This is a genomic window from Actinophytocola sp., assembly GCF_035762905.1.
Lineage (GTDB): Bacteria > Actinomycetota > Actinomycetes > Mycobacteriales > Pseudonocardiaceae > DASYTH01.
On record NZ_DASUCC010000149.1, the window covers coordinates 43,567 to 55,762 of the forward strand.

Sequence of the window (12,196 nt, forward strand, 5' to 3'; positions counted from 1 at the left end):
CGAACGCGCTGGACTCTAGCGAGCGGCCGATCCGGCTGCTAGAAGGTGTGCGATGACCCTCAATCCGCCCGTGACGCAGGTGCCGGCGCCGGAGTCCGGCGAACCGGCACCCCGGCGCGGAGTTCCCCTGACCGCGGTGGTGCTGCTGGTCGCGCTGGTGCCGTTCGCCGTGCATGCCGTGGCCGTGCTGCGCGGGTTCTTCTGGCAGGACGACTTCATCATCACCTACCGGGCCGCCCAGGCCGGTCCGCTCGATCTGGACTACCTGTTCCAGGCCTACAACGGCGAGCACCTGGCACCCGGGATGTTCCTGCTGGCCTGGCTGGTGACCGCGCTGGCCCCGCTGAGCTTCACCGCGGCGATGCTGCCGGTGCTGGCCATGCAGGCGGCCTCCTGCTGGCTGTTCTGGCGGCTGCTGGTCGACTGCTTCGGCCGGCGCTGGGCGCTGGTGCCGGCGTTCGCGGTGTTCACCTGCTCGCCGCTGATCCTGCTGCCCACCCTGTGGTGGGCCTACGCGGTGCAGCTGATCCCGTTGCTGCTCACCATGATCGGCGCACTCGGCGCGCACGTGCGGTACCTGCGCGACGGGCGGCGCCGGCACGCGGTGTACGCGCTGCTGTGGACGCTGGCCGGGCTGGCCTTCTACGAGAAGGCGGTGCTGTTCCCGGCCCTGCTGCTGGCCGTGACCGTGCTGCTGACCCCGGGCGGCACCGGCCTCGGCACGGCGCTGCGCCGGTACCCGCCGGTGTGGCTGGCGCACGCGGCCCTGCTCGCCGGCTACGCCGGGCTCTACGTCAGCAGCACCACGACCGCCGGGAGCGCCGGCGCCCAGCGCGCCGGGTTCGGCGACCTGGCCCGCGGGATGTTCGTGGACACGTTCCTGCCCGGGCTGTTCGGCGGGCCGCTCGTCGGATCCGGCGGGGGCGTGTCCTGGGCGCCGCCGCCGGTCGGGGTGCGGATCGCCGTGCTGGTGGTCGCCGCGGCGATCGTGGTGGCCGGACTGGTCCGCGGCCGCGGCCGGGCCGGGATGGCCTGGCTGATGCTGGCCGCCTACCTGGCCGTGGATCTGGTCCTGCTGGCCGTGACCCGGCTGTCGCTGGTCGGCCTGATCGTGGGCACCGACCCCCGGTACGTGGCCGACGCGGTCCCGGTCGCGGCGCTGTTCGGCACGTTCGCGTTCCTCACCCCGCGCGAGATCGGCGCACCGGACCCGGAGCCGGAGCCCGCGCTCACGGCGCAGCGGATCCGCAGGCCGGCCGCGCTCGCCGTCGCCGGGCTCACGATCGCGTTCATGATCAGCGCGACGGTCAGCCACCTGCGCCTTGCGGCGGTCGCGCCGACCGGCGCGGCCCGGGACTACGTCGCCACCGCCCGGGCGGAGCTGGCCGGCAACCCCGACATGGTGATCTACGACGGCCCGGTGCCGAACCGGGTCCTGCTCGACCTGTTCGTCGCCGACGCCCGGCCGTCCCGGGTGCTCGGCCTGCTGCCCGGGCCGCCCCGGTTCGACCAGCCGGCCGAGACCATGCACCTGCTCGACGAGAACGGCCGGCCGCACCCGATCAAACGCGTGGAAAACGGCGCGCCAGGTATACCTGGCACCCAGAAGGACTGCGGCCACCTGGTGAGCGAGGCGCCGACCGCGGTCCGGCTGACCGGAGCCGTGTTCGGCAGGTTCGTCGCCCGGCTGGAGTACTACACCGCGGACAGCGGCGAGGGATGGGTGAGCGTGGCCGACATGGTGGTCCGGGTCGAGTTCGAGCGCGGCGTCCACGTGCTCCACGTACCCGTCGAGGGGTTGTTCGACACCGTCACGCTGCGCCGGGCGATCGGGGTGGCACCGGTGTGCGTGGTGAAGCTCGAGGTCGGGGTGCCCCGTGCCTAGCACGCCGAAGTAAGGTTCCCGCCCTGCCCATGGTTACCACCGCCGCTCCCCCCGCTCCGCCGCGACCCAGGCACCGCAACACCTGGCGCAGGCGGTTACGCCGGCTGCCCCGGTCGGTCGGGACGTGGCTGGCCACGCTGCCGCGCACGCCGGCCGCGTGGATCATGCTCGGCCTGGTCGCGGTGTCCTTCCTGCAGCGCCCCGGCCGCACCACCTTCGACACCAAGCTCGACCTGGTGGTCGACCCGGTCGGGTTCCTGGCGCGCGCGCTGCACCTGTGGAACCCGCAGGCCTACGCCGGCGAGCTGCAGAACCAGGCCTACGGCTACCTGTTCCCGATGGGCCCGTTCTTCGCCGCCGGCCACGCGCTCGGGCTGCCGCCGTGGATCACCCAGCGGATCTGGTGCGCGCTGCTGCTGTGCCTGGCGTTCGGTGGTGCCCTGCTGCTGGCCAGGGCGCTGCGGATCGGGACAGAACCGGCGCGGCTGGCCGGCGCGCTCGGCTACGCCGTCGCGCCCCGGGTGCTCACCGAGATCGGGCCGGTGTCCGCGGAGATGCTGCCGGCCGTGCTGCTGCCGTGGATCATGCTGCCGCTGGTGCGGGCCGGGCGGATCGGCTCGCCGCGCCGGGCCGCGGGCCTGTCCGCGCTCGCCGTGCTGTGCATCGGCGGGATCAATGCGTCGATGGTGGTCATGGTGCTGCCGCTGCCGGCGCTGTGGCTGCTCACCCGGAAATGGACCCGGCAGCACGTCAAGCTGGTGCTCTGGTGGTGCGGCGCGGTGCTGGCCGCCACGCTCTGGTGGATCCTGCCGCTGCTGCTGCTCGGCCAGTACAGCCTGCCGTTCCTGGACTACATCGAGTCGGCCGCCGACACCACCGCGCCGATGTCGCTCTACGAGGCGGTTCGCGGCACCAACCAGTGGGTGGCCTACGTGGTGTCCGGCGAGCCGTGGTGGCCGTCCGGGCACCTGCTGATCGACAACCCGGTGCTGATGCTGGCCACCGGCCTGGTCGCCGCGATCGGACTGGCCGGCCTGGCCCGGGTCGGCCTGCCCGAGCGCCGGTTCCTGGCGCTGGCCGTGCTCACCGGGATCACCCTGCTGACCATCGGTTACGCCGGCACGCTTGACGGTCCGCTTGCCGGCGTGGTCCGGCCGCTGCTGGACGGTCCGCTGGCCCCGCTGCGCAACGTGCACAAGTTCGAGCCGGTGCTGCGGCTGCCGCTGATGCTGGCGTTCATGCACGCGGTGTCCGGCAAGCTGCCCTGGCTGGTCGGCACCCGGTCCACGGTGGTGGCCACCAGGGCCCGGCTGGCCGTGGGGTTCCTGCTGGTGCTGGTGCTGGCCGCGCCGGCGTGGCTGGGCACCCTGCGGCCCGGCCCGGGCTGGGACGAGGTGCCGCAGTACTGGCGCTCGGCGATGACCTGGCTGAGCACCACCGACCCGGCCTCGCGCACGCTGCTGCTGCCGGCGTCCGGGTTCGGCGAGTACACCTGGGGGCGCACGGTCGACGAGCCGGCGCAGCCGCTTGCCGGCGCGCCGTGGGGGGTGCGCAGCCAGATCCCGTTGGGCTCGGAGGGCAACACCCGGGTGATGGACGCGGTCGAGGACGTGCTGGCCGCCGGGCGCGGCGCGCCGGGACTCGCCGACTACCTGGCCCGGGCCGGCTACCGGTTCCTGTTGGTGCGCAACGACCTCGACCGGACCGGCGGCGTCTCGCTGTCCATGACGATGCTGCGCGCCGGGCTGGCCGCGTCGCCGGGGATCAGCCGGGTGGCCGGGTTCGGACCCGAGCTGACGCCGGGTGCGCGGTCGGCGGTCAACCCGGTGGACCGGTCCGCGCCGCCCGCGCAGGCGGTGGAGATCTTCGAGGTGGACCGGGCGGTCCAGCCGGTGAGCGTGGTGGCCGAGCGGGACGCGGTGACGGTCAGCGGCGGGCCGGAGTCGCTGCTGCCGCTGCTCGGTTCGGGCCAGTTGGACCCGGACCGGCCCACGGTGCTGGCCGGGGACGGCGGCGCGCCCGCTGCCGACGAGTGGCTGATCACCGACGGGTTGCGGTACCGGGAGCGCAACGTCGGCCGGGCCCGGGACAACCTGAGCCAGACGATGACCGCCGACGAGCCGGTCCGGCAACCCCGGCCGGCGGTGGACCTGTTGCCGTTCCAGGGAACGCGGCACCAGACGACGGCCGCGTTCCGCGGCGTCCGGGGGGTCTCCGCGTCGACCGCGGTGAGCTTCGCCGACGCCGCGAGCGGGACCGAGCCGTCCCGCCAGCCGTTCGCCGCCATCGACGGCGACACCCGCACCGCGTGGCACTCGTCGAGCTTCACCGGCCCGGCCGGGGAGTGGCTCCAGGTCGACCTGGACACCCCGCGCCAGGTCGAGAACATCACCCTGCAGCTGGTCTTCGACCTCCGGGTGGGCTGGCCGGTCACCCGGGTCCGGATCACCACCGACGCGGGCTCGGTGGACCACGACGTGACCGAGGCCGCGGAGCCGCAGGTGCTGGCCACCCCGCCGGGGCTGACCAACAAGGTCCGGGTCACGGTGCTCTCGGTCAGCGGGAACCGGCAGAACGGCAACGTCGGCATCACCGAGCTGACCATCCCGGGCATCACCGCGCACCGGGCACTGCAGGTGCCGGCGGACGCCCGGCCGGACCGGGAACAGTTCGCGAGCTACACGTTCACCCGGGACACCCAGCCGCGCTACGCCTGCGTGTCCGACGAGCGCGGTCAGCGCTGCCACCCGAGTCTGGCCAAGGACGGCGAGGAGCCGGACGGCATCCACCGGCTGTTTCCCAGCAGCAGCACGGCGAACTACCGGGTGACCGGGACCGTGCTGCCGGCCGCGGGCGGGATCAGCCCGGTGACCCCGGACGGGTACCAGGTGTCCGCCTCGTCCCAACTTGCCGGCGACCCGGCCGCCGGGCCGCTGGCCGCGGTGGACGGCGACCCGAACACCACCTGGATCGCCGAGGTGACCGACGTCCGGCCGACGCTGCGGCTGCGCTGGCCGCAGCCGCGCACGATCACCGGCATCCGGCTCACCACCCCGCCCGCGTCCGGCGCGGCCCGTCCGTCCGAAGTGGACATTCGAACGCCGACCGAGTTCCGGACCGTGGCGCTGACCGGGGACGGGGTCGCGGACCTGCGGCTGACCACCGACCAGGTGGAGATCACGGTGCTGCGGGTGAGCGGGGCGACGGCGGCCACCTCGCTCGGCCCGGCCCGGGAACGCAACCCGGCCGGCATCGGCGATCTGCGACTGTCCGGTGTGGACGAAATGGCCGATCGGCTGGCCGCGGACACCCCGTTCACCGTGCCGTGCGGCGCCGGACCGAAGCTGGAGATCGACGGGTTCACTTACGACACAACGGTTTCCGGAACGCTGGGGGATGTCACGGGGCACCGGCCGCTGCCCTTCGGCACCTGTTCGGACCTGGCCGAGGGCGTCGACCTTCCGGCCGGGGAGCACGAGCTGCGCACCGAACGATCGCTGTCGTTCGTGGTCCAGGACCTCTCGCTGAGCATGACCGGGCGGCCGACCGGCGCGCCACAGCACCGCGATTTCTCGGTGCGCCAGTGGGATGAGACGCACCGCGAGATCGAGGTGGGTCCCGGTCCGGCCGCGCTGCTGAGCGTGCGGGAGAACGCCAACGACGGCTGGGTGGCCACGGTGGACGGTCAGCAGCTGACGCGCACCCGGGTGGACGGCTGGCAGCAGGCCTGGGTGCTGCCGGAGGGGGCCGGCGGGTTGGTGCGGCTGGAGTTCGTGCCGGACACCGACTACCGCAACCGGCTGCTGGCCGGGGCGATCGCGGTGCTCCTGCTGCTGGTCGTGGTCGCGCTTCCGGTGCGGCGGCGGCGGTTCGAGCCGGTCCGGCCGGGCCGGTGCCGATGGGTGCCGGTGCTGATGGTCGGGCTGATCGCCGTGCTCGGCGGGATGCTGCCGGTGGTGCTGCTGATCGGCTGCCTGCTGCTGCGCGCGCTGTGGCCGCGGTCGGCGGAGCTGATCGCGTTCGGCGGCATGGCGGTGGCCACCGCGGTCGCGGTCGCCGGCCGGCTGCTCGGACACCAGCAGGGCTGGGCGTACGGGTACGTCGCCCAGGCCGGCGTGCTGCTGTCGGTGGCCGCGGTGGTCGCGGCCTGCGTGGACTGGTTCGGGGTGCGTGGGCGACGAACCCGCCGGCCCGCACCGGAATCCGGTCCCGGATCCGGGTCCGGACCCTGGCCCGAGTCCGATCCGGATCCCGAGCCCGAACCGCGAACCGAGCCGATTTCCGTAGTGGAACCGGAACCCGAGCCGAAGCCCGAAGCCGAACCGGAACCTGCGTCCGAACCGGTGCCGGCACCTGAACCGGAGCCCGCGCCGGAACCCGTGCCGGAGCCGGAACCCGCCCCGGGCCGGGCGTGACCGCCGGCGCGGAGCCGGCGGCGCGGCCGGTCGGCGCGCACCGGTGGGTGCTGCCGGCGGTGGCGCTGGCGGTGGCGCTGGCGGTGCTGGCGCCGGTGCTCGGGCGCGGGTTCGTGCTCGCCTACGACATGGTGTTCGCGCCGCGGCACACGCTGCTGCCGGACAGCCTCGGCCTCGGCTCGATGCTGCCCCGGTCGGTGCCGTCGGACGCGGTGGTCGCGTTCGCCACCTGGCTGGTGCCCGGCGACATCGTGCAGAAGCTGGCGCTGGCCGCCGCGCTGTTCTTCGCCGCGCTCGGCGCCGGGCGGCTGGTGCCGACCGAGTCGGTGGGCACCAGGGTGGTCGCCGCGCTGGCCTACGCCTGGAGCGCCTACGTGGCCGAGCGGCTGTTCATCGGGCACTGGCAACTGCTGCTGGCCTACGCCTGCCTGCCGTGGATCTTCCGGTTCGGCCTGGACCTGCGGCAGGGTGTGCCGAAGGCCGGCGCCCGCCTGGTCCTGGCCAGCGTTCCGGCCGTGCTCACCGCGCCGGGTGGCATTCTGGCCGCGCTGACCGCGATGGCCGCCGCCGGCCGGCGCCGGCTGCCGTTCGTGGCCGGCGTCATGCTGGTGCTGAACGCGCCGTGGCTGCTGCCCGGCCTGCTGCACCCCGGCGCGTCGGCCGCCTCCCCGGACGGCGTGGCCGCGTTCGCCGCGCGGGCGGAGAACTGGGGCACCGCCGTGGTGACCCTGCTCGGCCTCGGCGGGGTGTGGAACTCGGAGGTGACCCCGGTCAGCCGGAGCAACCCGGTGCTGCCGCTGCTCACGCTGGCCATGGTCGCCGCGGCGCTGCTCGGCCTGCGGGTGCTGGCCCACCGTTGGGGCGTCGCGCCGGCCCGGGCGCTGGTGCTGCTCGGTGCGTTCGGCGTGCTGCTGGCCGCCCTGCCCACCTTCCCGGCCGGCACCGCGCTGATGCGCTGGCTCACCGAGCACGGCCCCGGTTTCGCGGTACTGCGCGACTCCCAGCGTTGGATCGCCTGGTGGGCGCTGCCGCTTGCGCTCGGCTTCGCCCTCGCCGCCGAAGCCGCCGGCCGCTGGCTGACCACCACCGCGGGCCCGCGCCTCGTCCTCGTCGTCGCCGCGCTGTTCCCGATCGCGCTCCTGCCGGACCTGGCCTTCGCCGGGTTCGGCCGCCTCACCACCGTGCATTACCCCCCGGACTGGACCCGGGTCCGCGAGATCATCGCCGCCGACCCCGGCCCCGGTGACGTGCTCACCCTGCCCCTCGGCTCGTTCCGCCAGTTCGACTGGAACGCCTGGCGCACCCAACTCGACCCCGCGCCGCGGGTCCTCACCCGCCCCACCGTGCTGGACGACACCCTGTTCGTCGGCGGCCGCCCGGTACCCGGCGAGGACCGCCGGATCCCCGAGCTCAGGGCCGCCCTCCCCGACGCCGCCGCCCTCACCCGAGCCGGCATCACCTGGCTGCTCCTCGAGAAAGGCACCGCCGGCTGGCGCGCCGCCCCCATCCCGCCCGGCGCGGTCACCGTGTTCGACGGCCGCTGGCTCACGCTCTACCGCCTACCCGGCCAGGCGCACCCCTACAACCCCCCCGGTCCGCCCGCTGCTCTGATACTGTCCGGCGACCTCGCCGCGATCATCTTGATAGCAAGTTCCCTGTTGTGGTGGGGGTTACCGACCGGTAAATTGAGCCCCGCCCAGCGAACCAGGACAAGGGAGTAGCCGTGCGATTGATCATCGGCGCAATCGTCGCCGTAGTTGGGGGAATCGCGCTCGCCTCCGGCGTCACCGTCGCGGTCAACCTCAGCTCCGCCCCCGACAAGGGCATCAACATCGACGAGGCCAGGACCCCCGACCCCTGGGCCGGCGCCACCAACTACGGCACCCCCTAACCCCACCCACCCCACCCCACCCCGCACCCCCACACCCGAGTTCCCGGCTCCAGCACCCGAGTCGCCAACTCAGACACCCGCGCGCCCATCTGCAGCACCCCAGTCACCAACTCAAACACCCGAGTTCCCAGCTGCAGCACCCGATTCACCGCGTCCAGCAGCCGAGTTGCCAACTCCAGCAACCGAATTGCTAGGCCCAACACCCGAGTTGCCAACCCCGCCAACCGAGTCGCTGGCCTCAAGCACCCGGGTCGCCAGTGCGGCCCCGAGTTCCCGGCTCCAGCAACCCGAACCCCGGCCTGAGCAACTAAGTTGCCAACCCCAGCACCCGAGTTGCCGGCCTAGCAAGCCGAGTTGCCAACCCCCGGCAACCCCAGTCGCCGGCCCAGCACGCCAGGCGCCAGTGCGGCCCCGAGTTCCCGGCTCCAGCAGCCGAGTTGCCAACCCCAGCAACCGAGCCGCCGGCCCTAGCAGCCGAGTTGCCAACTCCAGCAACCGAATCCCGGTTCGGGCCAACTGCAGCCGGACCACCTGCCAAGGTGACGTCCCCTGCCCGGTGCACGGTTGTGGGCAGGCCGCGCCCCGCGATCGTGCACTGGGCACCTGTCCACAGCCGTTGCCGCGGAACGCCGGGCCCAGCCCTGCCAAGCCGACCACCCAGAGCGTTCCGATGTAGCCGGGGACCCCTGCCAACCGGCAACTCGCTGAACCGGAACCGGCAACTCGCCCACCAACCGGTAACTCAGCTGCCCGACCCCGGGACTCAGCTGCCCGACCCGGCAACTCAGCCGCCCAACCTGGCAACTCGGGTGCCCAACCCCGGGACTCGGTTGCCTGACCCGCAACTCAGCTGCCCGACCCCGGGACTCGGCTGCCCGACCCGGCAACTCAGCCGCCCAACCCGGCAACTCAGCCGCCCAACCCGGCAACTCGGCCGCCCGACCCGGCAACTCGGGTGCCCGACCCGGCAACTCGCGGTGCGGCTATTGGCGTAGGGCGTCGGTGATCGCTTGTTCGAAGGCGTCGATGGCGCGGTCCCAGCCAAGGGTTTCGGCGCGGGTTCGGCCGGCTGTGCCCATGCGATGGTGTTCTTCGCGGTCGGTTAAGAGGCGGTCGACGTGGGCGACGAGGTCTTCGAAGTCGGCGGCGAGTAGACCGGTTGAACCGTCCACAATGGAGTCTGCGACACCACCGGCGGCGCGGTAGGCGATCGACGGGACGCCGTGTGCGGCCGCCTCCATGATGGAGATGCCCCAGCCTTCCTTCACCGACGGGCACAGGTGCAGGGTGGAGCGGGCCAGGATCTCATGTTTGTCCTGCTCGTCCACCCAGCCGTGCAGCACGACGCGGTCCTCCACCCCGCGCAGCTGCGCGTGCCGGCGGACGTGATCGTGCCACCAGCCCTGGCCGACCACCTCGAGGCGGAGTTTGGGCCACTGGTCGGATAACCGGGCCAGCACGTCGATCGCGTGCTCGACGCGCTTGTGCGGCACCAGGCGGCCGACCACGACCAGCATCGGGTCCTCGTCGGGCTCGGCGTGGGTGCGCGGCGCCGGGTCGAGGCCGGGCGGGATCACCGTGCTGCGCTCGCGGGCGATGCCCAGCGTGGCCAGTTCGGACCGGCTGGTCTCCGAGACGGTGACATACCGGCAGCCACGGTAGAACCGGGGGGCCAGCCGGGACTCGATCCACCAGCCGAGCCGGCCGAGGCGCTCGCCGAGCACCGGGCGCCACTGTTCCCGGTGGACGTGGTGCACCAGCACCAGCACCGGGCAGCGGGCCAGCAGCCGGGAGAAGAACGGCACCCCGTTCTGCACGTCCACGATCACGTCCGGCCGCTCCGCAGGGATGGCCAGCAGGGCCCTCGGGTACACGCCGTACCGGCCGCCCCGCCGGCGGATCCGCACACCGGCACGCCACTCCTCGGCCGGGGCGCCGGGATGCGCCGCGCACCGGATGGTCACCCGGTAGCCGCGCCCGGCCAGGCCCTCGGCCATGCGCTCCAGATAGCGTTCCGAGCCACCGCCGTCCGGATGGGTGGTGTCGCGCCAGTTGAGGAGCAGCACATGCGGTCGTGCGGCGGTCCGTTCCAAACCCGTCAACCTCGCTCCAACCGACCTAACCCCCATGTTAAGTTACCGGCGGGTACAACTTAGACGAATTATTGGCGGAAAGCGACCCCCTTGATGAAAAAAGAGGCCACACTGAGCCGCTCGGTCCGGCTGTTCAGGGCATTTCTCGTCGAACAGTCCGACCCGGACCATTTCTACCGAACGCTGGCCGACGACTCGGTCCGGCAGGTGGCCTCATTCACCCCGCTGGATGCCCGTGTCGTGCTCGATGTCGGCGGCGGCCCGGGCTATTTTTCGGATGCATTCCGGAACGCCGGAGCGCACTATCTCGGCATCGACCCGGACGTCGGCGAGCTGTCCGCGCGGGGCCGCCCCGGCACCGGCATGGTCCGGGCCAGCGGCACGGAACTACCGGTACAGACCGGTTCCGTCGACCTGTGCTACTCGTCGAACGTGCTGGAACACGTGGCCGAGCCGACCGCGATGCTGACCGAGATGGTCCGCGTGACCAAGCCGGGCGGAATCGTGTTCGTCTCGTTCACCCCGTGGTTGTCGCCGTGGGGCGGACATGAGACCGCACCCTGGCACTATCTCGGCGGAATGTTCGCCCGCCGGCGTTATACCAGGCGACACGGACGGGAACCGAAGAACCGATTCGGCGAAAGCCTGTTCGCGATTTCCGTGGGGTCCGCGCTGCGCTGGGCGAATAACTGCGGCAGCGCCCGGCTGATCCGGGCGCTACCGCGTTATCACCCGTGGTGGGCCACCTGGGTGGTTCGTATTCCGGTGCTCCGGGAATTCGTTTCCTGGAACCTGGTCATGGTGCTGCGGAAAAGCTAGGCCGGGGTCGGCTGCCGGTCGTCCTCCGGCGAGCGGTGCACCACCCCGCGCCGCGGCTCGCGGTTGGCCCGGATCGCCAGGACCAGCCCGAGCACGATCAGCACGCCGCCCCCGATCCACAGGTAGATCGGCAGGTCGGTGAGCAGGAACAGCTTGGACTTGTTCGCCGTGGCATCGGCGACGTTCTGGGCGACCGTCTCGTCGGTGAAGGTCAGCGTGCCGTCGAACACCACGGTGCCCTGCCCCGGTTGCTGACCCGGCTCGACCAGTTCCTGGTGCTGCGCCTCCTGGCCCCGGACGATCTGACCGGTCACCGGCTCGACCCACATGGTGCGCCGGGTGTTGTAGTAGAGGTCGACCTTGATGGCCGGTTCGGTGCTGCCGACCAGTGAACCGGGCACGGTGCGCTCCTCGACCTTGGTGGCCGGGATGTCCTGCACGAACCGGTACGTGGCCAGCCCGTCGACCTCCTCCTCGCCGTCGAACCGGGCGTCGGTGGCGGCCCGCACGGTCAGGTCGTACATGGCGTAGGTGCGCTTCTCAGTGCCGAACGGGAACTTGAAGTTCCCCCCGGGCTGCGGGACGTCCTCTTCCCGGACCGCCTCGAAGTCCTCGTTGGTCCGCGCCTTGACATAGCGGAGGTTGCACGGCTCGACCGCCTCGTTGGTGTGCCGGTCGAGACACAACTGCCGTTCGGTGGCCTTCACCCGGTTGCCGTCCTGGTCGACCAGATCGACGGCCTCGATCCAGCTGACCACGGTGCCGCCCTCGGTGACCTCGGGTTGGGTCAGGTCACCGGTCACGTACCGGTTGGCGGTCAGGTTGAGACCGCTGCGGATCTCCGGCGACGGCGTGCTGTCGGCCGTCGTGACGATCACCAGCGCGGTCACGTCGTTGCCCGTCGCGACGGACACGGTCTTGGGGTCAAGGGGTACTTTGGCCAGCTGAGGATACGCGTACAGCCGGAGCAACAGCCCCAGTGCGACCGCGAAGACCCCCAGCCCCAGCAGGACGAACCCCACGATGCGGCGCAAAAATTCCTCCTCGACTCTGAGCCTGGTCACACAGGTTACTCAGTAGTAACCCACTAGCA

The 12,196-nt window shown here is 72.3% G+C and carries 7 protein-coding genes; 5 read left to right on the forward strand and 2 right to left on the reverse strand.

What is annotated here, in order from left to right; all coding sequences use genetic code 11:
• Window positions 1-70: 70 nt before the first annotated feature.
• From VFV67_RS32570 to VFV67_RS32585, 4 genes are read left to right on the forward strand one after another with little or no spacing between them, the layout of a single operon-like run.
• Window positions 71-1,885, forward strand: coding sequence for a hypothetical protein (locus tag VFV67_RS32570; RefSeq protein WP_326474545.1), 1,815 nt, complete (start codon window positions 71-73; stop codon window positions 1,883-1,885).
• A gap of 29 nt (window positions 1,886-1,914) precedes the next feature.
• Window positions 1,915-6,300: an alpha-(1->3)-arabinofuranosyltransferase gene (locus tag VFV67_RS32575; protein ID WP_326474546.1), complete on the forward strand. Its 4,386-nt coding sequence runs from the start codon at window positions 1,915-1,917 to the stop codon at window positions 6,298-6,300.
• Window positions 6,297-8,021 carry a hypothetical protein gene (locus VFV67_RS32580; protein ID WP_326474547.1) on the forward strand — a complete coding sequence of 575 codons (1,725 nt, stop codon included), beginning with the start codon at window positions 6,297-6,299 and terminating at the stop codon, window positions 8,019-8,021. Before VFV67_RS32575 ends, VFV67_RS32580 begins: the two co-directional genes overlap by 4 nt.
• A 2-nt stretch (window positions 8,022-8,023) precedes the next feature.
• Window positions 8,024-8,191 (forward strand): hypothetical protein, encoded by a 168-nt coding sequence (locus VFV67_RS32585; protein WP_326474548.1) that lies wholly within the window; start codon window positions 8,024-8,026, stop codon window positions 8,189-8,191.
• 983 nt (window positions 8,192-9,174) lie between these two features.
• On the opposite strand, the gene VFV67_RS32590 is transcribed toward VFV67_RS32585, so the two are convergent.
• Window positions 9,175-10,293: a glycosyltransferase family 4 protein gene (locus tag VFV67_RS32590; protein WP_326474549.1), complete on the reverse strand. Its 1,119-nt coding sequence runs from the start codon at window positions 10,291-10,293 to the stop codon at window positions 9,175-9,177.
• Window positions 10,294-10,377: 84 nt separating this feature from the next.
• On the opposite strand from VFV67_RS32590, the gene VFV67_RS32595 reads away from it, so the two are divergent.
• Window positions 10,378-11,103, forward strand: coding sequence for a class I SAM-dependent methyltransferase (locus VFV67_RS32595; protein ID WP_326474550.1), 726 nt, complete (start codon window positions 10,378-10,380; stop codon window positions 11,101-11,103).
• Here VFV67_RS32595 and VFV67_RS32600 read toward each other — a convergent pair.
• Window positions 11,100-12,137: a DUF3068 domain-containing protein gene (locus VFV67_RS32600; protein WP_326474551.1), complete on the reverse strand. Its 1,038-nt coding sequence runs from the start codon at window positions 12,135-12,137 to the stop codon at window positions 11,100-11,102. The two genes, VFV67_RS32595 and VFV67_RS32600, sit on opposite strands and share 4 nt — an antisense overlap.
• Between the last annotated feature and the right edge of the window lie 59 nt (window positions 12,138-12,196).

Bases quoted from the DNA above. Each gene is read 5' to 3' on its own strand.
- VFV67_RS32575 (WP_326474546.1), top strand. From the start codon at position 1,915: ATGGTTACCACCGCCGCTCCCCCCGCTCCGCCGCGACCCAGGCACCGC.
- VFV67_RS32595 (WP_326474550.1), top strand. From the start codon at position 10,378: ATGAAAAAAGAGGCCACACTGAGCCGCTCGGTCCGGCTGTTCAGGGCA.